A 25,858-nucleotide genomic window follows, 5' to 3' on the forward strand; every position below is an offset into this window, starting at 1 on the left:
AAGCTGTGTGGGCGAGAAATGAATGAAAATGAATACAACTTGTACCGTGGGCGTGAAATATGCTCACGGTGCCATAAGGAGTTAGGGGGTAGGAAATGAAAGTTGACATCTTAGCAAGTGGTTCAAGTGGCAATTGTATTGCTTTAACAACCAATGAAACTACCATTCTGATCGATGCAGGCATTGCTAAAACGAAAATAGAGAAACGGCTACTGGAAGTAGGTATAACGCCAAATAGAGTTGAAGCAATTTTTGTTACACATGCACATAGCGATCATATTAAAGGGCTGCCATTGGCCAATAAATACAAAATTCCTGTGTATGCTGGCGAACGTGAATGGAAAAACATCACTACCGTTGAAGATGAATTAATTAGGCCAATTGGTGTTGGTGGTGTTTTCGGTTGTGGCCAGTTTATAGTAAGCCATTTTAATGTTCATCACGATGCAATCGATCCGAGGGGATACGTTGTATGGACTTTAGATAATTTTAAAGTATCTATTTGCTTAGACACTGGCCTGGTTGATAAAAGCATGTTGAACGCTATGAGGCATAGTGACATTTACATCATCGAAGCCAACCATGATCCACGAATGGTTGAAGCATCTGATTACCCTAACAGCGTTAAGGCGAGGATATTGAGTCACGTTGGACACCTATCAAATGAACAAACAGCAAAAGCCCTCAGAGAACTTGTAGTGGGCAAAGGGGAACGAATCTATCTTACACATTTAAGTAGCAAGAACAACCTCCCTACGCTTGCGGAAATGACCGTAAATATGGAGTTATCGAAAAAAGGATACAAAGCAGGCAATCACTACGAATTGGAGGTCATTTAATGCATCCTTATGAATTAATTTTAACTGCTATGTTGAGATTACAAATTGAAAACATAGAGCTAAAAAAGCAATTAGAGTCCATTCAATCTAAAAGTGTTACTGGATCAGTTGCGGATCGCATTGATGATTGGTTAAACAGACCATACACAGGTAGTAGTCGCAAAGATATTGAGGAATTTTCAAAGGAACTCATTGAATACATGAGCAGCCAATTGAAAGCATGAATAGGGTGAGTGATCATGGCAAGTCCACAACTCAAGAATGGGCATACACGGATTGCCAATGAAATCTTCGATCATATCATGAAGACTAATCTCAATGGCACACAATTTCGTCTGGTCTTGGCCATTTGGAGATATACGTATGGTTTTCAGAGAAAGACCAATGAAATGTCCACTAGCTTTTTAACAAAAGCGATTAATGCCAATAGAACCCAAGTTAATAGAGAACTAGCAACGTTGATTGATAGAAACATAATTAAGATTACAGGGATTGGTTCAAAAGGAGCGAGAATCATGGGGTTTAATAAAGATTATAAAGAGTGGGATGAACAGCTGCCGTCTAAAGAGGTAGATCCTGAAATCCCTGATCAAACTAAACAAATAAAAAAACCAAAATATGATGAAGAAAATACTTATTACAAAATGGCCGTCTACTTTCATGAGAAAGTTTCTGCAGTTGCAAATGAGGCTGGCATATCTCATTTAATCAAGAAATCCAATATGCAGTCTTGGGCTGATGATATGCGAAAGCTAATTGAAATAGATCAAGTGGATAAGCACTTGGCCAAACAAGTCATGGATTGGGTAACGCAGGATTCTTTTTGGCGCACCAATGTTTTATCAGCAAAAAAGCTTCGTGATAAGTTTATGGAATTAGCTATAAAAATGAATGCTGATAAGAAACCTGTTCAACCAAAACAAAAGCCTCAATATGATCCGAGAGATAAAGAAATAGAGTTCCAGCGCTGGTTACAAGATGGGAATGATCCAAATGACTTTGATTGGAGCAACTGATTACGAACTCGATGCAGAAAAATCGGTGCTAGGTGCAATATTTCTTGAGCCGAGTGTGATCGATGACATTGTATTTCTTGAATCAAGGGACTTCATTAGCGCGCGTCACCAACAGATTTATAGAGTAATGAAATGGCTAGATAATAAAAATCAGCCTATCGATATTACTACTGTTACTGAGCTGTACATGCAGCATAACAAAATGGACGAGGTAAGCATTTCTTATTTAGCGGAATTAGCCGTTTCCTGCCCTACAGCTTCAAATGTCGTGTCATATGCCAATATTGTTCGTTCGAGGGCTATTCGAAGACGAGGAACAGATATAGGGCAAAAAATTATGAATCTAGTACATGAGGATTTCGAAACGGATGATGATTATTTTGCTGAAATCGAAAAACTAGCCTCAGAAGTAAGGCCCGAAGATGATGGCAAGATGCAAAGTTTAAAAGAATCACGTCATGGATATTTTGCACATCTTTTAAAACGAGCTGAATTTATTCCAACTGGTTTTAAACACTACGATAAGTGGGCGCATGGCCTTTGGAGAGGTTGGCTGTTCGTTAGTGCTGGACGTCCTAGTGTTGGTAAAACAGCAATGCTTCTTCAAAGAATTATGGGTGTGGCCAAGAGTGGTCCAGTATTAATTTGGTCACAAGAAATGGACAAGTACCAATTGTTTGATCGGATGATTTCAAATTCAACAGGTATTCAATATGGCCGCATTAAAAATAAGGACTTAAAGCCTGAGGAATTAGGAGTCATTGAGTTTGCCTATAAGGAGTTAGAAAAGTTACCAATCTTTGTCCAAGATTCAAGTGGCGTAACAATCGAGGAAGTAAGGGCTACCGCAAGGCGTTTTAAAAAACGATATGGGCAAATTGCCATGATTGCTGTGGATTATCTGCAGATTATGAAGATTCCCCAACGTAAAAATGAGACCAGGGCGCAGGCTATTGGAAATGTAACCACTACTGCCAAGCAAATAGCCAGAGACATGAATTGTTGCTTCATGATGTTATCGCAGATGACCAGGGAAAGCGACAATGTTAAAAAGCCGCAGCTGTCACACTTAAAAGAATCTTCTTCGATTGAGCAGGACGCTGATGTTGTGGAATTTTTATGGCACGATCCAGCTGACAAAATGCCACAAGGAAAAGTCATTCAACAGTTTTTTGCCAAAGGACGAGACATAGGCATAAACGAATTTAAGTTGTTATTTATGGGTTGGAAACAGAAGTTTATTGAATTGGATAAATAGTAGAAAGATATTGTGAGGAAGGGTGAACAAAAATGGCATCGATAGAAACATTATTAAACAAAACACTTTCATCAATAGAACAGGTAGGCAATGATGAACTTTATTTCCTTACAACTGAAGGAGATAAATTCAAAATGTATCATGAACAAGATTGTTGTGAAAGTGTTTGGTTAGAGGAAACTATCGGGGATTTAGAAGATTTAATTGGTAGTCCTTTATTAATGGCTGAGGAAGTAATAGAAATTCCTCCTGAAAGCGACAATTACGAAAGTGTAACCTGGACATTTTATAAGTTCGCTACTATTAAAGGCTATGTGACTTTACGTTGGGTTGGTGAATCGAACGGATATTATTCTGAATCAGTAGATTTTCGCAAAGTTATTTAATAAAAGATTTGGAGGATCGTTATGAGATTCATAGGCTTAGATCCATCAACTAAAACCGGATTTGTTGCACTAGATGAAAGTGGCCAGATACTTAGAGCAAAAGAATTAACAGGCGTAGGTGATAAAGATCCTTTCCGAATGATCACACTTATTGACGAAGTTATGGCCCACATGCAAAAAGGTGACATCATAACTGTAGAAGGATTTGGTTTTGCAACGCAGCAGGGCATCCAGCTTGGCGGCATTGGTTGGGGTATGCGAATGTCTCTAACTAGACGAGGCTTTAAATACTATGAGGTGGCACCTAATGCCGTAAAAAAATTTGTAGGTGTAACAGGCTTCACAGGTGAAGTTGGGAATAAAAAACGTCTTACTGGTCCAGAGAAGAAAAAAGTCGTTATGAAAGCTGTAATAGATCACTATGGCTTCTCACATAAAAGCGACAACGTTGTCGATGCATATATCTTAGCCCAAATTGCAAGAATCATGTACCAGTTTAATAGACCTGATTTTATTGGTTGTCCTGTCTATCAAGCAGAGGTAGTTAAATCGATATTAGGAAATAAAACAATTGAAATGGAGAGTGTGAAGAATGGCTAAAGTTGAATTAAATGTCCTTTTTAAAAAAATACAAAAGGATGATAAAAAAGAAGTTTTAGAGTTTCATATCTTGGGTGATGATGTTCAATATAAATCTGAATTAATTGGTATGGCAGGCAGCATTGTAATACTTGAACTTGGTGATGTTAAATTATCTGCAGAGATGAAATCAATTCAGCGCGATAGCAAGAAAGTCGTGCTAAAATTTGAAGCCAAAGGTGATAGTGAGGAAAAGACTATCAAACTATATCCAAAAGCAGGCTTTAATGTGAAGCTTTCACTTGAACAAAGCCAAATGAGCATTGAAGAATTTGAGGAACAGCATGAGGGTATCGAATATCAGGTTGATGGAGATGGTAGCGTATCAGTAGCACCTGATCAAATGACCATTGAAGATGTCAATGAGACAGAAAACAAAGATGATTTACTAGATTGATACTAATTGCCCTGGTAGATGCCAGGGTATCTTTCTTGTAGAAGGGGGAAATCTGTTTTGGATTTTGAATTGCCTGAATTAGATAGAAAAGCAACGCAAGCAGCTGTCGAGCGAGAATTAGAAAAATACCGCATTTTTAAACATTTAACTTTTGAAGAAAAAGAAGCAGCTACAACATCACATATTAATGACATTGGTGGAGGGAAAGGCAATTTAACAAGTGACCAAACAGGCTCAGTGGCCATTTACAACGTTGATGAAAAGAGTGTAAGACGTAAATATTGTGAGCGTGTAGAACGTGCTGTAAAAAGGCTGCCACCAATGGAAAGATTCTTGATTGAAACAAGATACATGGCTGATGATGCCGAATACTTAACAGATATGAAAGTCTATTGTTTTAAATTTCAACCTCCAATTTCACCACCTACTTATGACAAAATTCGTTGGAAAGCCTTTTATAAACTAGCTTTGGACTTAAATATCGTACACACTAAATAAAATATAGTTTAAAAATATTTGCAAAAAAATTTAAAAATATTTGCAAATCATTTTAAAGCATTTGGTTTTATACATGTTAAATTAATATCATCGGGAATTGATTAAGGGACACCTTAGTTGATTCCTTTTTCATTTCCATAGTGTTGACTGTCGCGGATTAGCGTCACCTTTTATGTCGCTAATTAGCGTCTGCTTATGTCGCGGATTAGCGTCTAGTAATGTCGCTAATTAGCGTCTAGTGAAACGAGTTCCTTCATATAATGCAAAATCTCTAAAGAAAACAATAAAGAAAACAATAAAGAAAACTAACTAGCAAATACAATTTGCAAGGGTAGATCTCAATTTATTTAAAGGAAACTAATAGAGTTATCCCAAGCCATCTTACAAATAGTACATTCTTTTGTTATGTCAAATTTGTATTAATGACCACAAATAATACTCTGGTATATGATATTTGTAAAAGGAGAGAATAAAATATGAATAGAGTAGAATTAATGAGGTATAAAGATGGGCATAAAATTATTTTTAAAGCATTATCTGGACCGCTTAATGATTGGAGACCAATTGTTACTCTTACAATAAAGCTGGATCATGATGGTGTTTTTAATGGCGTGGAGTATAAAAATACTAACGAAAATATTAAATCATTATGGATATCAGATTTAGAGACTATAAAAGATAAATATCCTCATTTTATAAAATATTTAAAAGCTGCTGTACTAATGTATGAAGCATTTGAGGAAACTCAGAATTAATTTCCTTTTAAAATAGATACATAGAGTCACATCTAACAAGGTGTGGCTTTTTATTATGTTTAATTTTTCTCTTAATGACAATACATCCCAACTAATTTAAGATGTAGGTAGATGGGAGGAAAAGGGATGAATTTTGATACAAAATATTTAATTAGATGGGGAATACCTGGATGGATAATGATAATGGCACTTTTCCCTTACTTATTCGTGACTTTTATAGATGGATTTAAAGAGATCTTTAAATTATCTGCAGTTGATATTTTAACAATAGGGGCAACATTAACTTTTTTAGGAGTACCGCTTGGCTATGTTTTAAATCAAGTGCATCACTCTTTATTTTGGGTTCTCCCAAGTCTATATAAAAGAGAATGGAAAATCTATTTTAAGCAAGAGGTTTCAGCTGATGAAAAGCATTTATCTATTGATGAATTTAAAAAAGAAAGATATAGATACTTATTATCAAAAAAACATGAACTAGGAGGGGTGGCGGTAAGTTTATTTATTTCATGGGCAGTGATTCTAATTATGAATATTTCTATAAATAACTTATTATGGTCTTGGATTTATTTTGGTATTGTTACAGCTTTAACAATACTGGTAATTTTAAGTCGCAACTATTCAAGTCGAAATGTCCATTATTATTTTTATGATTATTTATTAAAAGAAACAAATGAAATAAGATAAGGGTCATATCAATCAAGATGTGGCTTTTTATTATGGCCAGAAGGTGGTGAGAAGACCATGACCATGATTGTATACTTGACACTAGCATTGGACTTAATCATACGTGCGCTATGTGTGATGTTATTGATTGCTGGTATTGTTCATACAGTTGTTTCTATTGGAGAGAAAAAGAAAGCAGTTAATGAGCTCACTGTTATATCTAAACGGTTACACATTCTTATGGACATTCCTATTAAGAAGGCTAGAGAGTTCATGAAGGGTAATGATAGTCACAAAGAGTAACACATGAACCATCATAAACCCAGTGATACCAAGGCTTTGGGTCCTTCCCAGGAGGGAGGGGTTATGCGGGGCTAGCGACGCCCGCGGCTTGCCTATTTTTATTTTAAAATTTTTACTTCGGAACTTCGGAATTGAGGTGAACAAATTGGACGGTTTTAAAGAGGAAAAAGGACGAGTGCTTATTCGTACAAATAAGCTTTGTGAACTGATTGAAATCAGCGACAGAACACTAACGGATTGGAAAAGGCAAGGGCTAACACAGCATAGTCGTGGTTGGTGGGATTTGCAGCATGTTCTAAAATGGCGAGGCGAAATTTATAACGGTGATTCCGAAACGAGTAAGTCTGTAAATCTGCAACAAAAAAAGCTAGAAGCAGAGGTTGCATTCAAAGAATCACAAACAGAACTTGCACGTATCAAAATGGATATTGCTGAGGGGAAATACATCGAGAAGGAAATTGTTGAAGCTGAACTTACTCGCTTTTTCTTGGTATTTAAAAAATCAGCCATGATGTTGCCTCGAAAATTAATTGGTTTCATCACTGGCTATTTAGATCCTATGGAATTGCGAAAAGTTGAAAAGCAAATTTCAGAGCTTATAAATGATGCATTGAATCAAATGAGTGTGGATGGTGTTTATAATGCCAAGAAAAAGTAAAAATAAATTACCAACCTACTTAAAAAATGCATTACGCCATTTAAAGCCTCCCGAGAATTTGACTGTTAGCCAATGGGCTGAAAAGTATAGAAAATTAGATCCAAAAACAAGTGCGATTCCTGGTCCATGGCGAAATGAAATGACACCTTATTTAGTTGAGATTATGGATGAATTTAATAATGCGGAGACTGAAGAAATTGTCTTTATTAAACCAACACAGGTCGGTGGAACAGAAGTTTTATTAAATGTTTTAGGTTATGTAGTAATGCAGGATCCTAATCCAGCCATGGTTGTTTATCCGACTGATGATTTAGCCGAATCTGTATCAGAAAATCGTATTCAACCAATGTTCCAATTATCAGGTGAACTTAAAAGCAAATTCAAAAAAAATGAATCAAGTCGGTTGGAACTACAGTTTGATGGAATGTATCTATCTTTGACAGGTGCTAATTCGCCAGCGTCTCTATCTTCAAAAGCCATGCGGTATTTACTACTGGATGAAGTAGATAAGTATCCTGGTGCTTCTAAAAAAGAAGCCGATCCAATTAAGTTGGCACGTGAACGTACTAAAACTTTTTCAAACAGTAAAGTTTTTATCACATCTACACCAACTATTAGAACTGGCCATATTGCAAAAGCAAAAGATACAGCGGATGTAGTAAAGCATTTCTTTTTACCTTGCTGTCATTGTGGAGAAATGATTGAGCTTAAATTTAAACAAATAAAATGGCCAAAAGAAGAAGGTATGAGTGAAATTGATCGTGCTGAATTCGCCCATTATGTATGCCAAGAATGTGGCTGCATCATTACTGATCAGCACAAAATTCAAATGTTGAGGTTAGGAAAATGGGAACCAGTAGAACAGCGTACTAAATTTCCTCGTAAAGTTGCATATTGGATGAATACTTTGTACTCTCCATTTGTAACATTTGGAGCCATTGCAAAAGAATTTTTAACATCAAAGGATGATCCTGAAGCATTTCAAAACTTCGTCAATTCCTGGTTAGCAGAAGTTTGGGAAGATACCAAATTAAAAACTAATGCAGATATGGTTAGGGAACGACAAACTGATATTCCTGAATTTACAGTGCCTGAATGGGCAGAACTATTAACTGCAGGTGTCGATGTCCAGGAAACAAGTTTATACTATACAATTCGAGCTTGGGGAAAATATATGACTTCTCAATTAGTAGCGAAGGGTCAAGTATCAAGTTTCACTGATATTGAAAACATCATGAATGCAGAATTTTATAAAGAGAATGGCGAAAGAATGATAGTAAATGCAGCTGGGATTGATTCAGGGGACCAAACCGATGAGGTATATGATTTCTGTGCACGAAATAGTGAATGGGCTATCCCAATCAAAGGTGTTGGTGATGGACTTCATCACTTCCGCATTAGTATGGTCAATCGAACAACATCATCAGCACATGGTATGCAGTTAATTCTTATTGATGGTGGTAAATATAAAGACATGATTGCATCACGTATGAAAAAGAAAAACGGTACTGGATCATGGATGGTTTATAAAGGCATTGATGATGACTATGCAGAACAAGTGACAGCTGAACATAAAATTAATGAAAAACGAAGTGGCCGAACCGTTTCTGTATGGGTAAAGAAAACTTCCCATGCAGATAACCACTATCTCGATTGTGAGGTCTATGATTTTGCTATGGCGGATGTTTTAGGCGTTAGGACGTTGCATTTATTGCAACAGGAATCACCAGTTGAAGACAATGTAAATTCAGTTGCTGAAGAATTTAATAATGATTGGTTGGGTGGTAATAAAAAATGGATGTAGGAGGTGAGATGGATGAATCTTGAGACCACTAAAAAAGTAAATGAAGCAATTATCGCTCTTTGTGATTATACATTAGAAGTAATTAAGGAAAACTCGGCAGATAAAATTGAAAATCTACCGAGTCTTGTAAATGCATTAGCAAATCTTATTCAATCTCGTTAGTAAAATTACCTAGATAAGTATCGTTTACAGCTGAGGCAACCTTCTTGTAGAAGAGACTAATCTCTTCTGCTCGAAGTTGATTGTACTCCCGCATTTCTTCTTTGTCTTTGAAATTACTTTTAGATGGAGCAATGATAATTCCTTTTTCGATAGCTGCAATAGTAATTTCTTTAGCGATTTCAGCATAACTTTGAGCCATATGTATTCACCTCACTTTCAAAGTGATTATAGCAAATATTGGGAGGTAGTTGATAGTTTATGAGTATTTTAGAACAGTTACAGCAAGTAAATAATGCGATAGCTGCCATTGAAATAGGTGGCCAGGAATATCAAATCGGTTCAAGACGGTTGAAGCGTGCTGATTTATCCTTGCTTTATCAGCGACAAAAGGAATTACAAGGGCAGTTAGAAGCTGAAAAATCTGATGGTTTTGGCTTGGCCAACACATCTGTTGCTATATTTGATCGAAGGTAGGTGTGCAAATGAATTGGTTAGACCGAACAATTGCCTGGTTATCTCCTGAATCTGCATATAAACGTTTGGGTTATCGAAAAGCTGTTAATGACATGCGTTCGTATGACGCAGCAGGTGATGATCATTTAAACGCAGGGTGGCGAGCTGTAAATGCAAAAGCTGAATCTACTGATGGAATGTATCGCGATACAATTCGTGCGAGAAGCCGTGATTTAGAACGAAATAGCGACATTTTAGAAAGTGTTGTCCTAGCATTTGAACGAAATGTCGTTGGCGGAGGCTTTAAGTTGCAAGCGAAAACTGAAAATGAAGATTTGAATACAGCTATAGAATCATTATTTAAATTGTGGTGTCGTCCAAAGAATTGTGATGTCACACAACAACAGAGTTTTTCAGAAATATGTCAAATGCTTGTGCGACGCCAAAAGGTAGACGGTGGGATTATTGTAGTTTTGAGATATATTGATGATGGTGTTGTACCTTTATCATTACAAATCTATGAGGTAGATGATTTAGATACAATGATTCCTACAACTACGACAAAAAAGATTGTGAATGGTATTGAATACAATGCCTATAATCGGCCAGTTGCCTATTATCTAAAAAAATATGATGCATATGGAAACTATATCGGTACATCTGAGCGAATTGACGCTAAAGATGTGCTTTTTTTATTCAAGAAAAAGCGTCCTAGTCAGTTACGGGAAATGAGTGAATTATCGTCTACGCTCCCACGTGTACGCGACATGAATCAATTTATGGAAGCTGTATCTGTAAAAGAACGTGTTGCAGCATTGTTAGCGGTGTTAATTAAGAGAATGACACCTAGTGGTGGAGCTCTTGGACGAGGAAATGGTCAACCTGATAAACGGACTGGATATGTAGGAAAAATGCTTAGTCCAGGTATGATGATGGAATTGAATCCAGGGGACGATGTTCATGTTGTTCAGCCTCCAGCACAGGCTGCTAACTCAGCCGAATTTATTCGTTTACAACAGCGCCTTTCAGGTTCGGCTCAAGGCATTTCCTATGAAGTTGCAGCGCGTGATATGTCACAAGTCAACTATTCATCAGCTCGCCAAGGGCTATTAGAGGACCAAAAAACGTATTTAATGCAGCAACAATATTTAATCGATCATTTTTTTATCCCTGTCTATGAGGCGTTCATTGAATCAGCTGTTTTGGCTGGAAAGATCAGTATTAAAGACTTTCATACAAAAAAAGAGAGCTACCTACAGCATGAATGGATTGCACCAGGTATGAAATGGATTGATCCTCTTAAAGAAGCAAATGCAAATAAAATAGCGCTGGAAACAAATCAAACGACACTTGCAGAGATTGCAGGAAATACAGGAAATGATTGGCGTGAAATCATTGATCAGCGAGCACGTGAAATCGAATATATGAAAGAAAAGGGGGTGATAAATAGTGAATCCGCAACAAAATCCGAAGAAATCGACAAACTCATTGAGGAAACAGATGACGAAAAACCAGAAGATGAATCGTGATTTATCCTTTGATATTCGCTCATTAAATGACGATAAACGGACATTTGAGCTGTCTTTTTCATCAGAAGAACCATATCAACGTTGGTTTGGTCCTGAAATTCTCTCACATGAACCAGGTGCAATTGATTTAAGTCGATTAAATGAAATTGGCGTGCTTTTATATAACCATAATCGTGACAAAGTAATTGGCCGTATTGATAAAGCGTGGACAAAGGATAATCGGGCTTATGCGCAAGTTACCTTTGATGAAGATGATGAATCAGATGTGATTTATCAAAAAGTAAAATCTCAAACTCTTAAAGCTGTATCAGTTGGTTATCAAGTTGAATCATGGGAAGAAGTGGCACCTGGTAAAACTTCTGCAAATGGTCGCCACGTGGGACCATGTAGCGTTGCTTTGAAATGGCAGCCATATGAAATTAGTATCGTTTCTGTGCCAGCTGATGCATCAGTAGGAGTAGGTCGAGATATGGAAGATGAATTTGAGCAAGAAATACAAGAAAAAGGCGACTATTCGTATTATGAACGCCAAATTTTACTTAATGAAAACCTATTTGGAGGGATAAAATAATGAATTTATTACAAATGTTAGCACGCCAAAAGGCGATTGTTGATGCTGCAAAAGCAGAGGGAAATCGTGCATTATCAGTTGAAGAAAAGCGAGAATTTGATGAATTACAAAGTAAAATTGATGCTCTCCGTGCACAAGGTGATCCAAATGAGCCAACACCAGCACCAACACCAGTAGATAACTCGGAGCGTGCACTTGCTGCCGAACGTCAACGTGCACTTGAAATTACATCACTTTGCCGAGATTTTGGTTTAAACGCTGAGGAATATATTAAAGACGGCCATTCAATTGACCAAGTTCGTCAATTCATATTGGAAAAGCAAATTAAAGATCGTGCGCCACAACCTTCAGGAATTCAAATGGGGAAAGATGAGCGTGATAAATTCCGTGATGCAGCTGCAGATGGACTAGCTTTACGTGTTGGAATGAACGTTGAAAAGCCGAATGATGGCTCTGGAGAATTACGTAATTTATCATTACGTGAATTAGCAAAGGAATCACTCATTATCGAAGGTGTAAATAACGCTTATCGATTAAGTGATGATGAACTTTTACGCCAACATTTAACGCCAACATCTCTATTTACAAACATCATCGATCAAACTGCTCGTAATGTTTTCCAACAAGCATATACAGACGCAGCTACAACATACCAACATTGGACACGTCGTGGAACATTAACTGATTTCCGTCCTACTAAAACATATCAAGTTGGTACTGCAGGGGAACTATTGTTAGTGTCAGAGAATGGTGAATTGAAACATGATGATCCTAATGGTGTTGAAGGTCCAACACGTCAATTATTAACTTATGGCCGTCAATTCTCCATGTCACGTCAAGCATTTATTAATGATGATGTAAGTTTCATTGAAACTATCCCAGCCCTATATGCTCAATCAGCACGACTTGGTATTAACCGTTTGGTATATCAAACTCTAGCTAAAAATCCAGCTATTTGGGATGGTAAGACACTCTTCCATGCGGATCATAAAAATGTTATGGCCACAGGCGGAGCCCCATCAGTTGATACATTATCACAAGCACGCCAATTATTAAGAAAACAAACAGCAGCTGGTGGAGATGTGAAATTGAATATCCCTGCACGTTTCATGTTAGTACCAACTTCACTTGAAACAAAGGCAGGTCAATTAATTGGTTCAACTGTGGATCCATCACAAGCGAATCCTAATATTCCAAACCCATTCTATAATCAATTTACAATCGTTTCAGATGCAGAGCTTGATGATGCAAGTGTAAATGGCGAATTAGAATGGTATGTAACATCAGATATTTTACGTTCACCAATTCAAGTTGATTTCCTAAATGGGAAAGATATGCCGACGATTGTCATGAAACAAGCACCAGCTGGCCAACTAGGTTTCCTATGGGACATTTATATGGATTATGGTGTAACAGTTGTAGATTATCAAACAGTAGTTAAAAACAACGGTAAATAAGGAAGGGGTTAAGACAAAATGGCGCAAGCAAAATATGTACAACGTGGCGAAACAATTGATTTTATTAATAACACTAGTGCGGACATTGTAGCAGGCGAAGTTATCTCCTTATCCAACCGCATTGGTGTTGCGGCTACTGCAATTCCTGTGGGTACAAAAGGAGCTATCAATGTAATGGGTGTGTATGATTTACCTGCCCTTACTACAGAAGCATTTACGATTGGCCAAACTGTTTATTTTAAAGATGGCAAGGTACAGGCTACCGAAACAGATGCTACACCTGCAGGTTGGATTATTGAGCCAAAATCACAAGCTGGAAATATTGCCCGAGTAAAAATCGATTAGTGGAGGTAATGATATGGCCATTATTTTAGAGTCAATCACTCATGTATGGTTCGCTGGACGAATGATTCCGCCAGGTGAAGTTTTTTCAGCAGATGATGCCTTTGCTACTAAATTAATCGAGGGTGGTTCTGCAAAAGTAGCAAATGCAGTAGATAGTAAGGATGAACAACCAAAAGGTCGCCGCGTGAGAAAAGCAGATGATGATCATGAATAAGACTTTTAAAGATTTCTTATTACAAGATGTAAATAATGTTTTTTTAAATGAAAATGAGTTTGCGGAAACGGTCATCATCAATAAAAATGCAATGAAAATTGTTCGTGATAGTGATGAAATGGTCCAATTTAATACTGATAAGAAGTTGGCTTCATGTGATGTAGTTTTTCATGTGGAGTCCTCTTATTTTAGAGGTATTCCGCAGCCTGAAAGGATAATGGAGTTTGAGGGGAAAGAATATCGAATAAAAGTTGTCCGTAATAATTTAGGAATGCTAACAATTGGACTAATGAGGTACACAGAATGAGTATGTTGATTCAAGTCGATGCAGCTGCTTTAAGGGATGTTGAACAGAGACTTGGTCAATTTGCTAATCGAGCTCCCAATGCGATAGCCAATTCATTAAATCGAGCATCCACCAATACCGCCAGCAATATTACAAAAGAAACACGATCAAAATATCATCTTAAACCTGCAGATATTAAGGCAACATTAAAAATTACAAAGGCAAGTAAATCTGTTTTATCAGCAGAAGTAAGATCTAGTGGTGAGGCTGTACCGTTAGACCGATTTAAAGTATCACCTAAAACAGTCAATCCCAAACGAAAAAGCCAGTTAAAAATTGCTGTTAAAAAGAATGGGATGAAACAAGTTTTAGGAGCATTTGTAGCTAATTTACATGGCATTAAACTATTTAAACGTGAAACGAATAAAAGGTTACCGATTGCAAGACTTTTTGGTCCTTCAATACCTCAAATGATTGGAAATGAGGAAACGGTACGAAAAATTAATGAACAATCATGGATTACGTATGAAACACGTTTGAATCATGAAATCAATCGAATTTTAGGGCAATTAGGAGCGAGTTAAATGACAGTTGCTAACATACAAAATGCTTTAGTTGATAGACTAGCTGAAATATTAAAAGGTTTCCCTTTGAAAACTTCCTATAACAATCAAACACCATTTAAGATTTTTCGTCATAAGATTCCCGAAAGAACAAGTGACAAATTTAATTACTCAGATGAGGATACACATGATGAAGTGTATCCTTTTTGTTTGGTTAAAATCGATCAAGGACAAAAAGAGAGTAATGAAAGTTTAGAGGATAATGTGTTGAATGTTTTAATTGGTGTGAAAAATGAGGGTTTGGAGGGAGAGGGATATGATGATGTAATGGCTTGTATTCAAGCCATTTGGAATGACTTCAATCGCAATCCTATTTTAGAAAACAAATATCTATTCAAGTATCCATTAAGTTGGGCACTAGATGGAAGTGAAGAAGAACGCCATCCCTTTTATTATGGAGGCGTACAACTGACCTTTGAAAGTAGGTCATTAACACAAGGAGGGTTTATAAATGGCCAATGAACGTATTAAAAACCAAGTAGAGCCTGTTTCTCCTGAAGTAGTAAGAGAAACGATAGAAAGTGCCCTTCCAACGCATTTAGATGGAGGCGTTGTAGAGCAAGATAAATCAGCAATTATTTCTGACGAAAATGTTATTCCAGCAACAAGTATTACTCAAAAAATCTATGTTGGCCCTAATGTACTGGGCTTGCCAACATACACGGTGGTTGAAACAACTTTTACACCACATATTAATAGTTTTATTGAGAAATGCCCTGAAATAGAAAAATTATTCGTGCCGATTTTAGAAATGGCAGAAGTAGAAAGTCGGACTAAAGTAAAAGGTACCTTGGAAAATCGTTATTTTAATGCAATACGAGAATTCTATTCAGTACCAAGGAAGGAGGCTAATTAATGGCTGGCTATCAACACGGGGTCTATACACATGAGTTACCAACATCTATTAAGCCACCTGTAAAATCAACTGCTGGATTAACTGTTATTGTAGGTACTGCACCTATTCATTTAACAGAAGATCCTGCATCTTTGGTGAATAAACCAATGTTTGGCTACACGTATTCAGAATGTGTAAAGAAAATGGGTTATCTTGATGATTTTGATAAATATACAATTTGTGAGTCAATTAGTTCGCATTTCGCGCTTTTTGCTGTAGCTCCATTGGTAATGATTAATGTTTTAGATCCTGAAAAACATTCTGTTGAGGGAAATAAACAATTAAATGTAATAAAAAATGAAGCTGTTTTAAAAGAGGATGGCGTGCTCAAATCAACAATTGTCATTAAGAGTGTGGATGGGAATACACCATATGAGGAAAAAGATTATGAGTTGGAATTCGATGATAATGGCCATCTTCACATTTTTACTTCTGTTGCTAATGAAATTAAGGTGGAGTTTAAAAAGTTAGATACAACAATGGTAACTGCCGCAGATATTATTGGCGGTGTATCACAAGATGGAACTTTAAAAGGACTTGAGTTAACAAACGAAGTATTTCCAAGGTTCCGCGAAGTACCAGGAATACTTATTGCTCCTAAATATTCAACAGATCCTGCTGTAGCTGCTGTTATGAAAGCCAAAGTAAGTAATATTAACGGTTTGTTTGGTGCTACTGCATTTGCAGACCTCTCAACAACTGAAGTAAAAGATTACACACAAGCCCCAATGGTAAAAAATCAAAATAATTTAGATAACGAAGATTTACTAGTGTTTTGGCCAAAAGTATCTCTTGGTGGAAAACAGTATCATATGTCAACACAAGCAGCTAGTTTAGCAAACCTAGTTGATGCAAGCAACGAAGGTTATCCATGTGAAGAGTTTTCAAATAAAAACTTACAAATGGATGCAGCTGTACTAGAAGATGGTACAGAAATTTTACTTAGCTTGGAACAAGCAAACTATCTAAATGGCCAAGGTATCGTCACAGCGCTTAACTGGACTGGAGGTTGGCGTGCTTGGGGTCATCGGACATCTGCTTATCCAACAAATACTGATCCAAAGGATGCCTTTATTTCAGTACGTCGTGTGTTTATTTATGAGCAAAATCAATTTATTCTTTCGTTTTGGAATAACGTAGACAAGCCAGGAAATCCAAAACTAATTGAAAATGTTGTTGATAGTAAAAACATTGATCTTAACAGCAAAAAGGCACGCCAGTTAATCTTAGGTGGTCGAATTGAATTTGCAGAAGAAGAAAACGCTACAACCGATCTAATGGATGGCTCTTATGCTTTCCACTTGTATCTCACACCAGGAACACCAGCGCGCGAAATAAAAGGATTATTTGAATTTGATCCTGGTTATTTCAGTGCGCTTTTTAGTTAGGAGGAAACTAAATGAATATACAAGATCAATTAGTAACTCAATACTCAGTTTGGAAGAATGTAACGGATTACCTGGGTGCAGGCGAGGTTGAGCTACCGTCTTTTGAGGCACTTACTGAAACAATGAAAGGTGCTGGCATTGCAGGTGAAGTGAATGCGCCTGTTGTGGGACATTACGGATCTCAAACTTTAAAAATTAACTGGCGAACAATTACAAAGGATGCCATTGCACTTGCAGAACCTAAAGCCCATTCGATAGATTTACGTGCAAACCAACAGTTATTTGATGCAGGTAAAGGTGAATATGTAAATCAATCAGTTGTTATTAAAACACGTTGTGTACCTATAAATCTTAATCCTGGGAAACTGGCTATCGGTGCATCTACAGAAACAGCCAATGAGTTTGAAGTGCACTACATCAAAATTATGATTGATGGAAAAACAGTCATTGAAATTGATAAATTTAATTTCATTTGTGTAATAAACGGAAAAGACGTTTTAGAACAAGTACGAAAAAACATTGGATTATAGGAGGAAAATGAACAATGAATGATAAATCAAATATTGAAATGGTGGACAACCAAGCCTTAGAGACACAGATTAATTTGAAACGACCAATTGTATTTGAAGATCAAACAGTAAATCAAATTAATTTAGACTTTGAAAGTCTTACTGGTGAGGATATTGAAAAAGCCGAGGCTCAATTTAATGCTGAAGCACCACAAAATTCAATGGTTATGGTAAAAGAAATGTCTAAGCCTTTTCTAGCTATTGTGGCTTCAAAAGCAGCGAGAGTTCATGTTGATCTAATTCGTAAACTATCAGCACCTGATTACGCAAAGATTACAACACGAACATCGCTTTTTTTATTAGGTGGCAAATAGCCAAGGAACCAGCTGAAAGCATTCGTTTGATGTGTACTTATTGTGCATTACAAAGCAGAACACCAGTCGATTTTTATTTAAAGTTATCTATACGTAGGTTATTTGGTTGGTACAACACATTTAAACGAATCGATGCACAAAAGCCAAAGAAGCGAGGTGAAAGTTAGTGTCTAAGGTATTTGACATTGCTTTTAGGCTTGGAGCAGAACTAACGAGTAGCTTTACCAACACTTTTAATGATGCTGGTGGAATGATGAAAGCGTTAGGTGGTGCCGCGGCTGCTCTTGGTGGTGCAGCTGCTCTTACTAATGCCATTTCACAAGTAGCTGATATGAGTCAAGAATTGGCCACTTTATCAGCTCAAACAGGCTTAATTGGTGATGATTTCGAGGATTTAAAAGGGACTGCAGAAAATTTATTTCGCAATAACTATGGAGATTCCTTTGAAGAAGTTACGGATGCACTCGCTAAGGTTAAGCAGAACATGCATGAATTAAGTGATGCGGATTTAGAGCAATTTACTGGTGAGGCTTTGTCATTTGCCAAAACTTTTGACGAGGATATAAATGAAGTAACCAGGGCTGCTAACAATATGATGAGTAGCTTTGGTGTTAATTCAGCAACCGCAATGGACCTCTTTGCTGCAGGAGCGCAAAGGGGTCTTAATTTTTCCGATGAAATGTTAGATAACGTTGCAGAATATGCACCGTTGTTTGGTGAAATGGGCTATAGTGCTGACGAATATTTCGGCATTATGGAACGTGGAGCAAAAGCTGGTGTTTACAACTTAGATTACGTGAATGATGTGATGAAAGAGTTCCAAATCAGGGTTAAAGACGGCTCAAAATCAACTGACGAAACGTTTTCTGCTATGAGTAAATCAACATTTGATTTGTGGGAAAGTTTTAACCGTGGTGAGGCATCTGTAGCAGATGTTGCAAGCGCTGTGACAAAAGAGCTCCAAGGCATGGATGACCAGGTTGCAGCCAACCAATTAGCTGTGGCGTTATTCGGAACGAAGTGGGAAGATTTAGAGTCTACAGCTATGTATGCGATGTTGGGATCAACAGATGCCATGGAGGGCTTTGAAGGAGCAATGGAGACAGTAAACCAAATACAGTTTAGTTCATTTAATGCGGCCATCCGAGGGATAGGCCGTATTTTATTTATGGATTTGGTTTATCCAATAGGAGATGCAGTTCTTCCATATCTCAATATATTCGCTCAATATTTAAAGGATAGGTTACCTAATGCTGTATCAAGGCTCAAAATGGTGCTCTCAGTTATTGGACCTGTTGTATTGGGTTTAGTGGGCGCATTTGCGGCTTACAAGGTTGGGTTATCTGCTATCGTTACCTACCAAAAGGTATATAACACCATTCAAAAAGCAAGCACAGCTTTAATGGCGGCACATCGTACAGCTATGTTGGCCTCTACTTTTGCAGGTGGAGGATTTAAAGGAATGCTTGCAGCTGTATCCAGTGGAATGCGTGCGTTTAATGCAGCCATGCTGGCCAATCCTGTTGTGCTTATCGTTGCAGGATTAGCCGCATTAGGCGCTGGATTATATTTTGCTTATCAGAAGTCGGAAACATTTAGAAACGCCATATCGCCATTGCTAGCCCTGTTAAAAGAGACGTTCATAAATGGTGTATCTGCAATAGGTTCAACTGTCATGAGCTACCTTCCAGTAATTATGGAGGCATTTTCTTCTTTAGGCGGAGCTATAATGTCAATCGCAACTGCAGCAATTCCCATATTATCAACTATTATTCAAGCTGTTTTTCCGATTATTGTTTCTGTAATTCAATCAGCAGTCCCATTAATAGCGATGCTCATTCAAGGAATCGCACTGATTTTCACAAATTTTGTAGTCCCTGCTGTATCCGGTTTTTTACAAATTGTACAATTTGTCTTTCCATATGTTCAAATGATAATTCAAAATGCTATAGCAATCGTAAATGGAATTATTCAAGCAGGGATGGCCCTTTTGCGTGGCGATTGGGATGGAGCCTGGAATGCCATTCTTTCAACAGCTTCAACAATCATGAATAATATCATTTCATTCTTCCAAGGAATTAATCTGTATGATGTTGGGATAGCAATTATCAATGGATTGATCAACGGTATTAAATCCATGGGTGGGGCTGTTTTAGGCGCGATAGGTGATTTAGTACCTAAACCTTTGAAAAGCGCAGCTAGTAAGTTTTTAGGGGCGCTCCCTGGCTTTGCTGAAGGTGGTATCGTTGGTAATCCAACGTTAGCATGGATTGGTGAGGGCGGTGACACAGAGTCTGTAATCCCTTGGAATAATAGTCAACGAAGCAGAGACTTATGGCTACAAACTGGCCAAGCACTTGGCATGTTAAACAATGATGGAATGCTTGCAGATTTACAAAAACAAGTGGCACCCGATGCATCAATTATTAATCCTCAACAAGTAGCTGACTCTAGTGGTAATGGTGGAAGTATTGTTATTCATTATTCGCCACAGTACAGTGTACAAAGACCAGAGGATTTAGATAGTGTTAAACAACATGCGGATGCTGATAAAGACGATTTAGAAGCTCGTATTGCGGAAATACAACGAAATGAAAGGAGATTGTCGTTTGGGTAAGCTGTATAAGACAATATCAGGTGATGAGTGGGATGTAATTTGTTATAAACATTACGGCACAGAAATGGTGATGGACCAAGTAATGAATGCCAACCCAAAACACATTCAAACAGTTGTATTTTCAGCTGGTATTGAGTTAATATTGCCTGAAATTGACACGATTAAAGAAAGCGCTAATAAACCGCCATGGATGAGGTGATATAGTGACTAATACAAGACGAGCAATTGTCGTTATTTCTTACAATGGGAAAAACATAACAGCAGACTTAGCGCCTGATTTAACTTCATTTCAGTACAATGATAATGAAGGGAAAAGTGATGAAATCCAATTAGATTTGCAAGATCGTGAAAAGAAATGGCAGGATCCATGGTTACCAGGTAAAGGTGATAAGATACATGCTACAATCCGTCTTGAAAATTGGCGTAAAGAAAAAGAAGTGTCGCAGTTAAAATGCGGCACTTTTTATATTGACGATGTAAGTTTTAAGGGACCACCAGATAAAGTCTCAATTAAAGCTGTTTCAACACCTTTCAATGAAGGTGGTAAAGACACTGAGAAAACGAAAGCATGGGAAAATACAGATTTAAAGACGATTTTAACAGATGTAGCAAAATCAGCAGGACTAAAATTATTTTTTGATGCTCCTAACCACAAATATAAACGTGTTGAACAATCTAAAAAAACTGACTTGGCCTTTGCTAAAGAGATCACCAAAAAAGAGGGTTTATCCATCAAGGTAACAAATGATCAGCTTATTGTTTATGACGAGTTGGAGTATGAAAAGAAATCAACCGTCCGAACAATTACACGAGGTGAGGATGATATTAAATCATACGATTTTAAAGAAACTGCAGCTGAAGAACAGTATGCCAAAGTGGAGATTTCTTATTCTGATGCTACAAAAAAGAAAACCATAAAATACACCTATAATGTACCAGGTGTGAAAAGTGGACCTACCCTCAAGGTTAATAAAAAGGCTAAAAATTTAGATGAGGCTAAACGATGGGCACAAGCAGAAGCACGCAATAAAAATAAGCGTTCTAAAACGGGGAAAATTACATTGTTAGGTGACGAGAGATTAGTACAAGGGCTAACTATCGAACTAAAAAAGTTTGGTGCTTTTAGTGGTAAATATATTATAGAGTCTGCTGGACACAATGTAACAGGCGGTTATACAACAGATATTAATTTAAGGGGGGTGCTAAGTTATTAATGTCAAAGTCAATGCAATCAACTTCATTTGAAGCTGTTAAATACGGCATTGTTTCATCAATCAATCGTGCAAAGGCAACAGCAAGAGTACATTTTGAGGATTGTGATGATGCTGTATCAGATGAATTAAGTGTAATACCTTTCAGAACAATGAAAACGAAACACTACTGGATGCCGAGTGTAGGGGAGCAGGTTATAGTTTTATTTGCAGCCAATGCGCCTGACACGGGATTTATTATTGGTGCTGTATATTCTGATGTCGATACGCCTCCTGAAGAAATCGGAGAACAAGATTGTATAGGTATTTGGTTTGAAGATGGTACCATACTCAAATACGATTTGGATACTAAAACACTTGTTATGGATTGTACTGGTGAAATTAATATTGTGGCAAAACAACCTATAAATATTAAGGCAGAGAGTGATATGTTTCTAGATGGAAACCTACACGTTACTAAAGATATTATCGCTGGTGGGGTCAGTCTAGTGAATCACGTCCATCCATCTCCTGGAGGTACTACTGGTACACCAACGAAAGGATGATTAGATGATTGGGACATGGGGCAATGTAATTTTTTCTGTATCAGATAAGAAAGTGAATACATTTGATGGTTTTAAGCGTAGTGAATCAGCAAGATGGTCAAAGCATGATATACATGGCCAAAAATCAAAGTCTGAATTTACAGGCGTAGATAATGGAAAAGTATCTTTCACTATGCACTTTTCTGCCTTTCATGGCGTGAATCCTATCAAAGAATTAGATAAATTCATCAAGTGTGTGCGTAGTGGAGAAGCACACACTTTAATCATTGGAAATAAACGTGTTGGCGTTAATAAATGGTATCTGCCAAGCGTTGATCAATCATGGGACTATTTCGACAACAAAGGCAACATATTGAGTGCTGGTATTACAATAACGATGGAGGAATATGTATGACACAACAATATACATTAACTTACAATCCTTCAGTTATAAACTTTCGTCCTAATAGTGTATTGGAAGAAATCTTTCAAAATATAAATACAATCCTTGGTACGTCCAAATTTTCTGTACCTCTTTTTCGCAGTTTTGGGCTAATTGAATCATTTGTAGATAAGCCAGTAACGAACCTTCATCCGTTGTTGGTTGCAGAAATTTTCGAAGCAGTTGAAACATATGAACCGCGTGTGATTGTAGAGGAAGTAAAGCTAGATGTAAACGTGGATGGCCAAGCCTATCCAACAATAATTTTTAGTCTTAGAAATGGGGTGGTATTGTGACGGTTATTTTGCCTGAAATAAATTTTTTAACAACTAACCCTGAAGAACTGGCCAATGAATTCATTCAAATGTATGAACAAGAAGAAGGAAGGAAACTTGCACAAGCAGATCCATTGAGGCTCATTTTTTTAACTTGTGCATCTGTGATTACTAAACAAAACGTGGCCATAAATGACGCAGCCAAACAAAATTTACTTTACTATGCGCGTGGGGATATATTAAAGCACAGAGGGGCTGAATTTGATACACCTGTTTTAGAAGCAACAGCAGCGTCCACCACGTTACGTATGCATTTGTCTTTACCTCTTTCAACATCAAAAATCATAAAGAAAGGGGAACTATTAGCTACTTCTAATGAAGGGGCTATTTTTTTTGTTTCTACACATGATGCTGTTATTGAAACGACAGATTTATTTGTTGATATTAATTTAAAGTGCACCATCACAGGTCCTGAAGGTAATGGTTTTGCTATTGGAGAAATCAACAGCTTAGTGAAGCCATTGCCATATATAAGCAAAGTTGAAAATATTACAGTTTCAGCAGGTGGATCACTAGAAGAAGATGAGGAATCATACCGAAATCGTATTTATTTAGCACCTGAAAAACTCTCTAATGCAGGGCCGACAGGAGCATATGAGTATTATGCAAAATCGGCATCACCATTGATTAGCGACATTTTTGTAGATTCTCCACAACCTGGTTATGTGAATATCAGCGTTTTATTAAAAAACGGAGAATTACCTTCAGAAGAAATTATTCAATTAATTTATGAAAAAGTGAATGCCAGGGACGTACGGCCACTAACAGATTTTATTACTGTAAGTGCTCCAGAAATAGTCACTTATGATTTAGATGTTGTTTATTACATCGAAACAAATGCGGTAGATAAAACACTCATTCATCAAAATGTTGAAAAAGCTATTGATGAGTATGGGAAATGGCAATCATCAAAGATTGGTCGAGACATTAATCCATCGAAATTGATTAGCGATTGCTATAAGGCTGGAGCAAAGCGAGTCGAGGTAAGGAAACCTTTTTTTATGGCTATTAATAAAGGCCAAGTTGCTGTTATGGAAAACAAAAATGTAACATTTGGGGGCTTAGAGGATGATTGACTTAAAACAAAATACGCTTTTACGTGAGATCCCCAATAACCTACTACAAGATGAAAAGGTTAAAAATTTAGCGAAAACATTGCAGACATCATTGGATCAAATGCGAGATTGGGCTTATAAAATTAACTACACGTTACATTTAGATAAATTAGATGATGCAGTGTTAGACCATTTGTTGTGGGAGAAACACATTGGCTGGAATGAAGGATTGTCGTTGGCTACTACACGCCAACAAAAAATCAATCTTATTCAAACAGCTATCAATACCCACCGACGCAAAGGAACACCTGCAGCAATCGAACAGGTCCTTGAAGCATTAAATTTGCCTGGTGATGTGATTGAATGGTTTCAATACGAAGGAGAACCATTTCACTTTAAAGTTGAAGTAACTACCACAAACATTACAAGTAAAACTTTATTATTACTTAGGCAACTAGTAAACGAATATAAAAACACAAGATCATGGCTCGACTTTGTGGCTGTAAAGTTGCCCAAAAATGAGTATATCGAAATTGAATCTAGCAAGTCACATTATCCAGTTTACATGCCTGTTTGTGGTGAGATTTATTGCGAAGGTGTACCAGGTGCAGGCACTAAAAAATCAATTGAAATTGAATCGAAAAACTACACGTATCCAGTTTACATGCCTGTTTGTGGTGAAATATTTGCTAGCGAGGTGATAGACACATGGTAACACGTATTTTATTAGACCGAACATATGAATTTTGGAGAGACATGATGAAAAAGGCTGTTGTGACAATAGACGGCCAAGATGTAATCAAATCATTCCATTCGCAGGAGATTGTAGGAGACACAGTAAAAACTTATGTGTATTTGGATGATGGCCATGGTCATGTAACCAATGCAAAATTAGTTGATGCTCAAGGAATTGAATTAGATCGATATGAAACATCAATTGAACGAAGCGATGATGGTGTAATGATCATTTTTACGCTCACTGGCACGTTGAAAGGAGAGTTGCAGACATGAGTTTGGTGGTCTCAAATAAATATGAATTAATATATTGGCGTGATCGTATCTGGAAAATAGGTCCTGATGGCAAATTAATACCTCAACGGTATGAAAATGGAGAAATAATCTACAATCCACTCACTGGACAACCAGAATATGAGTATTTAGAAACTGGAACACGTGTAAATGCGAAGCGCCTAAATCATATGGATGAAGGCATCTATTCAGCTCATGATTATATTGTAGAGCTCAAAGCAACCATTAGACGTATGCAGATCCAAATGGAACTTGATGGCCGAGTGCCAGGTAACAGTGGGACGTTCGCAGACACTTTAGATGGCAGCTCAAACAAAATTACATTGGATAAAGCCTTAACGGACATTATTGAGGCTGTTGAAACAGGCGGGACTACTTTAAAAGTGGCAAGTGTTGATGGTTTTAAACCGTTTACGCAAGTCACTATTTTTGATGATGTAGCAAAAGAAGATGTTGTGATCACTGAGGTTGGCACAGGCACTATTAAAGTACAAGCCCTGAAAAATGCGTACAAAAAAGGTGCAAAAGTTGCTCGTAGTAATGTAGAAATTGACATAGTGAATGCTGAAATGGGTGTAGGTGTTTGGCAGACATTTAGTGTTGAATTAGTAGAGGTGGTGTAG

At 37.2% G+C, this 25,858-nt stretch carries 38 protein-coding genes; 37 read left to right on the forward strand and 1 reads right to left on the reverse strand.

Annotated features, from left to right (window positions below; genetic code table 11):
• The first annotated feature begins 95 nt into the window (after positions 1-95).
• From MKY49_RS01405 to MKY49_RS01470, 14 genes are all read left to right on the forward strand, one after another.
• Complete coding sequence (locus tag MKY49_RS01405) at positions 96-839, forward strand: MBL fold metallo-hydrolase (RefSeq protein ID WP_341385435.1); 744 nt, start codon at positions 96-98, stop codon at positions 837-839.
• The gene (locus MKY49_RS01410) at positions 839-1,063 is read left to right on the forward strand and encodes a hypothetical protein (RefSeq protein ID WP_066036997.1); all 225 of its coding nucleotides are present in this window, start codon (positions 839-841) and stop codon (positions 1,061-1,063) included. The genes MKY49_RS01405 and MKY49_RS01410 overlap by 1 nt, the downstream gene beginning before the upstream one ends.
• A 15-nt stretch (positions 1,064-1,078) precedes the next feature.
• Positions 1,079-1,855 (forward strand): replication protein, encoded by a 777-nt coding sequence (locus MKY49_RS01415; protein ID WP_341385436.1) that lies wholly within the window; start codon positions 1,079-1,081, stop codon positions 1,853-1,855.
• Positions 1,833-3,113 (forward strand): replicative DNA helicase, encoded by a 1,281-nt coding sequence (locus MKY49_RS01420; protein WP_341385437.1) that lies wholly within the window; start codon positions 1,833-1,835, stop codon positions 3,111-3,113. The genes MKY49_RS01415 and MKY49_RS01420 overlap by 23 nt, the downstream gene beginning before the upstream one ends.
• A gap of 32 nt (positions 3,114-3,145) precedes the next feature.
• Positions 3,146-3,499, forward strand: coding sequence for a DUF7448 domain-containing protein (locus MKY49_RS01425; protein ID WP_341385438.1), 354 nt, complete (start codon positions 3,146-3,148; stop codon positions 3,497-3,499).
• Between the two features lie 21 nt (positions 3,500-3,520).
• On the forward strand, positions 3,521-4,099 hold the full coding sequence (locus tag MKY49_RS01430) for a hypothetical protein (RefSeq protein WP_341385439.1): 579 nt from the start codon (positions 3,521-3,523) through the stop codon (positions 4,097-4,099).
• Complete coding sequence (locus MKY49_RS01435) at positions 4,092-4,535, forward strand: hypothetical protein (protein ID WP_341385440.1); 444 nt, start codon at positions 4,092-4,094, stop codon at positions 4,533-4,535. Before MKY49_RS01430 ends, MKY49_RS01435 begins: the two co-directional genes overlap by 8 nt.
• Before the next feature lie 57 nt (positions 4,536-4,592).
• On the forward strand, positions 4,593-5,033 hold the full coding sequence (locus MKY49_RS01440; RefSeq protein ID WP_341385441.1) for an ArpU family phage packaging/lysis transcriptional regulator: 441 nt from the start codon (positions 4,593-4,595) through the stop codon (positions 5,031-5,033).
• Positions 5,034-5,509: 476 nt separating this feature from the next.
• Positions 5,510-5,788 (forward strand): hypothetical protein, encoded by a 279-nt coding sequence (locus tag MKY49_RS01445; RefSeq protein WP_341385442.1) that lies wholly within the window; start codon positions 5,510-5,512, stop codon positions 5,786-5,788.
• Positions 5,789-5,914: 126 nt separating this feature from the next.
• Positions 5,915-6,472 (forward strand): hypothetical protein, encoded by a 558-nt coding sequence (locus tag MKY49_RS01450; protein WP_341385443.1) that lies wholly within the window; start codon positions 5,915-5,917, stop codon positions 6,470-6,472.
• A 57-nt stretch (positions 6,473-6,529) separates the two neighbouring features.
• Complete coding sequence (locus MKY49_RS01455; protein WP_341385444.1) at positions 6,530-6,754, forward strand: hypothetical protein; 225 nt, start codon at positions 6,530-6,532, stop codon at positions 6,752-6,754.
• A 145-nt stretch (positions 6,755-6,899) separates the two neighbouring features.
• Positions 6,900-7,412 (forward strand): hypothetical protein, encoded by a 513-nt coding sequence (locus MKY49_RS01460; protein ID WP_131522512.1) that lies wholly within the window; start codon positions 6,900-6,902, stop codon positions 7,410-7,412.
• On the forward strand, positions 7,396-9,216 hold the full coding sequence (locus tag MKY49_RS01465; RefSeq protein WP_341385445.1) for a phage terminase large subunit family protein: 1,821 nt from the start codon (positions 7,396-7,398) through the stop codon (positions 9,214-9,216). Before MKY49_RS01460 ends, MKY49_RS01465 begins: the two co-directional genes overlap by 17 nt.
• Positions 9,217-9,228: 12 nt before the next feature.
• Positions 9,229-9,378: a hypothetical protein gene (locus MKY49_RS01470; protein ID WP_341385446.1), complete on the forward strand. Its 150-nt coding sequence runs from the start codon at positions 9,229-9,231 to the stop codon at positions 9,376-9,378.
• Here the strand turns inward: MKY49_RS01470 and MKY49_RS01475 are convergent.
• The gene (locus tag MKY49_RS01475) at positions 9,362-9,577 is read right to left on the reverse strand and encodes a GTPase-activating protein (RefSeq protein ID WP_341385447.1); all 216 of its coding nucleotides are present in this window, start codon (positions 9,575-9,577) and stop codon (positions 9,362-9,364) included. The two genes, MKY49_RS01470 and MKY49_RS01475, sit on opposite strands and share 17 nt — an antisense overlap.
• Before the next feature lie 59 nt (positions 9,578-9,636).
• On the opposite strand from MKY49_RS01475, the gene MKY49_RS01480 reads away from it, so the two are divergent.
• From MKY49_RS01480 to MKY49_RS01590, 23 genes are all read left to right on the forward strand, one after another.
• Entirely contained in the window at positions 9,637-9,852 is a 216-nt protein-coding gene (locus tag MKY49_RS01480) for a peptidylprolyl isomerase (RefSeq protein ID WP_313871612.1), read from the forward strand.
• Between the two features lie 8 nt (positions 9,853-9,860).
• Positions 9,861-11,360 carry a phage portal protein gene (locus MKY49_RS01485; protein WP_341385448.1) on the forward strand — a complete coding sequence of 500 codons (1,500 nt, stop codon included), beginning with the start codon at positions 9,861-9,863 and terminating at the stop codon, positions 11,358-11,360.
• Positions 11,332-11,931: an HK97 family phage prohead protease gene (locus tag MKY49_RS01490; protein ID WP_341385449.1), complete on the forward strand. Its 600-nt coding sequence runs from the start codon at positions 11,332-11,334 to the stop codon at positions 11,929-11,931. The genes MKY49_RS01485 and MKY49_RS01490 overlap by 29 nt, the downstream gene beginning before the upstream one ends.
• Positions 11,931-13,388: a phage major capsid protein gene (locus MKY49_RS01495; protein ID WP_341385450.1), complete on the forward strand. Its 1,458-nt coding sequence runs from the start codon at positions 11,931-11,933 to the stop codon at positions 13,386-13,388. Before MKY49_RS01490 ends, MKY49_RS01495 begins: the two co-directional genes overlap by 1 nt.
• An 18-nt stretch (positions 13,389-13,406) precedes the next feature.
• Positions 13,407-13,733 carry a DUF2190 family protein gene (locus MKY49_RS01500; protein ID WP_341385451.1) on the forward strand — a complete coding sequence of 109 codons (327 nt, stop codon included), beginning with the start codon at positions 13,407-13,409 and terminating at the stop codon, positions 13,731-13,733.
• A gap of 13 nt (positions 13,734-13,746) precedes the next feature.
• Positions 13,747-13,947 (forward strand): hypothetical protein, encoded by a 201-nt coding sequence (locus MKY49_RS01505; protein ID WP_066036978.1) that lies wholly within the window; start codon positions 13,747-13,749, stop codon positions 13,945-13,947.
• Positions 13,940-14,254 carry a hypothetical protein gene (locus MKY49_RS01510; protein WP_066036977.1) on the forward strand — a complete coding sequence of 105 codons (315 nt, stop codon included), beginning with the start codon at positions 13,940-13,942 and terminating at the stop codon, positions 14,252-14,254. The genes MKY49_RS01505 and MKY49_RS01510 overlap by 8 nt, the downstream gene beginning before the upstream one ends.
• Positions 14,251-14,817, forward strand: coding sequence for a phage tail protein (locus tag MKY49_RS01515; RefSeq protein ID WP_341385452.1), 567 nt, complete (start codon positions 14,251-14,253; stop codon positions 14,815-14,817). Before MKY49_RS01510 ends, MKY49_RS01515 begins: the two co-directional genes overlap by 4 nt.
• Positions 14,818-15,318 carry a hypothetical protein gene (locus MKY49_RS01520; RefSeq protein ID WP_341385453.1) on the forward strand — a complete coding sequence of 167 codons (501 nt, stop codon included), beginning with the start codon at positions 14,818-14,820 and terminating at the stop codon, positions 15,316-15,318.
• The gene (locus MKY49_RS01525; RefSeq protein WP_341385454.1) at positions 15,308-15,712 is read left to right on the forward strand and encodes a hypothetical protein; all 405 of its coding nucleotides are present in this window, start codon (positions 15,308-15,310) and stop codon (positions 15,710-15,712) included. The genes MKY49_RS01520 and MKY49_RS01525 overlap by 11 nt, the downstream gene beginning before the upstream one ends.
• Complete coding sequence (locus MKY49_RS01530; RefSeq protein ID WP_341385455.1) at positions 15,712-17,139, forward strand: phage tail sheath family protein; 1,428 nt, start codon at positions 15,712-15,714, stop codon at positions 17,137-17,139. The genes MKY49_RS01525 and MKY49_RS01530 overlap by 1 nt, the downstream gene beginning before the upstream one ends.
• A gap of 11 nt (positions 17,140-17,150) precedes the next feature.
• Complete coding sequence (locus tag MKY49_RS01535; RefSeq protein WP_066036973.1) at positions 17,151-17,669, forward strand: phage major tail tube protein; 519 nt, start codon at positions 17,151-17,153, stop codon at positions 17,667-17,669.
• A 14-nt stretch (positions 17,670-17,683) separates the two neighbouring features.
• Complete coding sequence (locus MKY49_RS01540) at positions 17,684-18,022, forward strand: phage tail assembly protein (RefSeq protein ID WP_341385456.1); 339 nt, start codon at positions 17,684-17,686, stop codon at positions 18,020-18,022.
• 166 nt (positions 18,023-18,188) lie between these two features.
• Positions 18,189-20,639 carry a phage tail tape measure protein gene (locus MKY49_RS01545; protein ID WP_341385457.1) on the forward strand — a complete coding sequence of 817 codons (2,451 nt, stop codon included), beginning with the start codon at positions 18,189-18,191 and terminating at the stop codon, positions 20,637-20,639.
• Positions 20,632-20,838, forward strand: coding sequence for a tail protein X (locus tag MKY49_RS01550; protein ID WP_313469303.1), 207 nt, complete (start codon positions 20,632-20,634; stop codon positions 20,836-20,838). Before MKY49_RS01545 ends, MKY49_RS01550 begins: the two co-directional genes overlap by 8 nt.
• 4 nt (positions 20,839-20,842) lie before the next feature.
• Positions 20,843-21,853 (forward strand): phage late control D family protein, encoded by a 1,011-nt coding sequence (locus MKY49_RS01555; protein ID WP_313469305.1) that lies wholly within the window; start codon positions 20,843-20,845, stop codon positions 21,851-21,853.
• Complete coding sequence (locus MKY49_RS01560) at positions 21,853-22,395, forward strand: phage baseplate assembly protein V (protein WP_083225302.1); 543 nt, start codon at positions 21,853-21,855, stop codon at positions 22,393-22,395. Before MKY49_RS01555 ends, MKY49_RS01560 begins: the two co-directional genes overlap by 1 nt.
• A gap of 4 nt (positions 22,396-22,399) precedes the next feature.
• Positions 22,400-22,789, forward strand: a complete 390-nt coding sequence (locus MKY49_RS01565) for a phage tail protein (RefSeq protein WP_066036970.1) — start codon at positions 22,400-22,402, stop codon at positions 22,787-22,789.
• Positions 22,786-23,112 carry a GPW/gp25 family protein gene (locus MKY49_RS01570; RefSeq protein WP_313469309.1) on the forward strand — a complete coding sequence of 109 codons (327 nt, stop codon included), beginning with the start codon at positions 22,786-22,788 and terminating at the stop codon, positions 23,110-23,112. The genes MKY49_RS01565 and MKY49_RS01570 overlap by 4 nt, the downstream gene beginning before the upstream one ends.
• On the forward strand, positions 23,109-24,227 hold the full coding sequence (locus MKY49_RS01575) for a baseplate assembly protein (protein ID WP_341385458.1): 1,119 nt from the start codon (positions 23,109-23,111) through the stop codon (positions 24,225-24,227). The genes MKY49_RS01570 and MKY49_RS01575 overlap by 4 nt, the downstream gene beginning before the upstream one ends.
• Positions 24,220-24,921 carry a phage tail protein I gene (locus MKY49_RS01580; RefSeq protein ID WP_341385459.1) on the forward strand — a complete coding sequence of 234 codons (702 nt, stop codon included), beginning with the start codon at positions 24,220-24,222 and terminating at the stop codon, positions 24,919-24,921. The genes MKY49_RS01575 and MKY49_RS01580 overlap by 8 nt, the downstream gene beginning before the upstream one ends.
• The gene (locus tag MKY49_RS01585; protein ID WP_341385460.1) at positions 24,915-25,217 is read left to right on the forward strand and encodes a hypothetical protein; all 303 of its coding nucleotides are present in this window, start codon (positions 24,915-24,917) and stop codon (positions 25,215-25,217) included. The genes MKY49_RS01580 and MKY49_RS01585 overlap by 7 nt, the downstream gene beginning before the upstream one ends.
• Positions 25,214-25,858 carry a hypothetical protein gene (locus MKY49_RS01590; protein ID WP_341385461.1) on the forward strand — a complete coding sequence of 215 codons (645 nt, stop codon included), beginning with the start codon at positions 25,214-25,216 and terminating at the stop codon, positions 25,856-25,858. Before MKY49_RS01585 ends, MKY49_RS01590 begins: the two co-directional genes overlap by 4 nt.

The sequence above is a fragment of the Lysinibacillus sp. FSL M8-0134 genome, from assembly GCF_038069745.1.
GTDB classification, from domain to species: Bacteria; Bacillota; Bacilli; order Bacillales_A; family Planococcaceae; genus Lysinibacillus; species Lysinibacillus irui.

Coding starts and splice junctions, on each gene's coding strand:
- MKY49_RS01480 (WP_313871612.1), top strand. CDS start 9,637: ATGAGTATTTTAGAACAGTTACAGCAAGTAAATAATGCGATAGCTGCC.
- MKY49_RS01535 (WP_066036973.1), top strand. CDS start 17,151: ATGAATATACAAGATCAATTAGTAACTCAATACTCAGTTTGGAAGAAT.
- MKY49_RS01410 (WP_066036997.1), top strand. CDS start 839: ATGCATCCTTATGAATTAATTTTAACTGCTATGTTGAGATTACAAATT.
- MKY49_RS01420 (WP_341385437.1), top strand. CDS start 1,833: ATGACTTTGATTGGAGCAACTGATTACGAACTCGATGCAGAAAAATCG.
- MKY49_RS01435 (WP_341385440.1), top strand. CDS start 4,092: ATGGCTAAAGTTGAATTAAATGTCCTTTTTAAAAAAATACAAAAGGAT.
- MKY49_RS01415 (WP_341385436.1), top strand. CDS start 1,079: ATGGCAAGTCCACAACTCAAGAATGGGCATACACGGATTGCCAATGAA.
- MKY49_RS01465 (WP_341385445.1), top strand. CDS start 7,396: ATGCCAAGAAAAAGTAAAAATAAATTACCAACCTACTTAAAAAATGCA.
- MKY49_RS01525 (WP_341385454.1), top strand. CDS start 15,308: ATGGCCAATGAACGTATTAAAAACCAAGTAGAGCCTGTTTCTCCTGAA.
- MKY49_RS01520 (WP_341385453.1), top strand. CDS start 14,818: ATGACAGTTGCTAACATACAAAATGCTTTAGTTGATAGACTAGCTGAA.
- MKY49_RS01445 (WP_341385442.1), top strand. CDS start 5,510: ATGAATAGAGTAGAATTAATGAGGTATAAAGATGGGCATAAAATTATT.
- MKY49_RS01570 (WP_313469309.1), top strand. CDS start 22,786: ATGACACAACAATATACATTAACTTACAATCCTTCAGTTATAAACTTT.
- MKY49_RS01405 (WP_341385435.1), top strand. CDS start 96: ATGAAAGTTGACATCTTAGCAAGTGGTTCAAGTGGCAATTGTATTGCT.
- MKY49_RS01425 (WP_341385438.1), top strand. CDS start 3,146: ATGGCATCGATAGAAACATTATTAAACAAAACACTTTCATCAATAGAA.
- MKY49_RS01590 (WP_341385461.1), top strand. CDS start 25,214: ATGAGTTTGGTGGTCTCAAATAAATATGAATTAATATATTGGCGTGAT.
- MKY49_RS01470 (WP_341385446.1), top strand. CDS start 9,229: ATGAATCTTGAGACCACTAAAAAAGTAAATGAAGCAATTATCGCTCTT.
- MKY49_RS01565 (WP_066036970.1), top strand. CDS start 22,400: ATGATTGGGACATGGGGCAATGTAATTTTTTCTGTATCAGATAAGAAA.
- MKY49_RS01475 (WP_341385447.1), bottom strand. CDS start 9,577: ATGGCTCAAAGTTATGCTGAAATCGCTAAAGAAATTACTATTGCAGCT.
- MKY49_RS01540 (WP_341385456.1), top strand. CDS start 17,684: ATGAATGATAAATCAAATATTGAAATGGTGGACAACCAAGCCTTAGAG.
- MKY49_RS01560 (WP_083225302.1), top strand. CDS start 21,853: ATGTCAAAGTCAATGCAATCAACTTCATTTGAAGCTGTTAAATACGGC.
- MKY49_RS01485 (WP_341385448.1), top strand. CDS start 9,861: ATGAATTGGTTAGACCGAACAATTGCCTGGTTATCTCCTGAATCTGCA.
- MKY49_RS01530 (WP_341385455.1), top strand. CDS start 15,712: ATGGCTGGCTATCAACACGGGGTCTATACACATGAGTTACCAACATCT.
- MKY49_RS01455 (WP_341385444.1), top strand. CDS start 6,530: ATGACCATGATTGTATACTTGACACTAGCATTGGACTTAATCATACGT.
- MKY49_RS01515 (WP_341385452.1), top strand. CDS start 14,251: ATGAGTATGTTGATTCAAGTCGATGCAGCTGCTTTAAGGGATGTTGAA.
- MKY49_RS01500 (WP_341385451.1), top strand. CDS start 13,407: ATGGCGCAAGCAAAATATGTACAACGTGGCGAAACAATTGATTTTATT.
- MKY49_RS01505 (WP_066036978.1), top strand. CDS start 13,747: ATGGCCATTATTTTAGAGTCAATCACTCATGTATGGTTCGCTGGACGA.
- MKY49_RS01585 (WP_341385460.1), top strand. CDS start 24,915: ATGGTAACACGTATTTTATTAGACCGAACATATGAATTTTGGAGAGAC.
- MKY49_RS01450 (WP_341385443.1), top strand. CDS start 5,915: ATGAATTTTGATACAAAATATTTAATTAGATGGGGAATACCTGGATGG.
- MKY49_RS01430 (WP_341385439.1), top strand. CDS start 3,521: ATGAGATTCATAGGCTTAGATCCATCAACTAAAACCGGATTTGTTGCA.
- MKY49_RS01510 (WP_066036977.1), top strand. CDS start 13,940: ATGAATAAGACTTTTAAAGATTTCTTATTACAAGATGTAAATAATGTT.
- MKY49_RS01490 (WP_341385449.1), top strand. CDS start 11,332: ATGACGAAAAACCAGAAGATGAATCGTGATTTATCCTTTGATATTCGC.
- MKY49_RS01580 (WP_341385459.1), top strand. CDS start 24,220: ATGATTGACTTAAAACAAAATACGCTTTTACGTGAGATCCCCAATAAC.
- MKY49_RS01495 (WP_341385450.1), top strand. CDS start 11,931: ATGAATTTATTACAAATGTTAGCACGCCAAAAGGCGATTGTTGATGCT.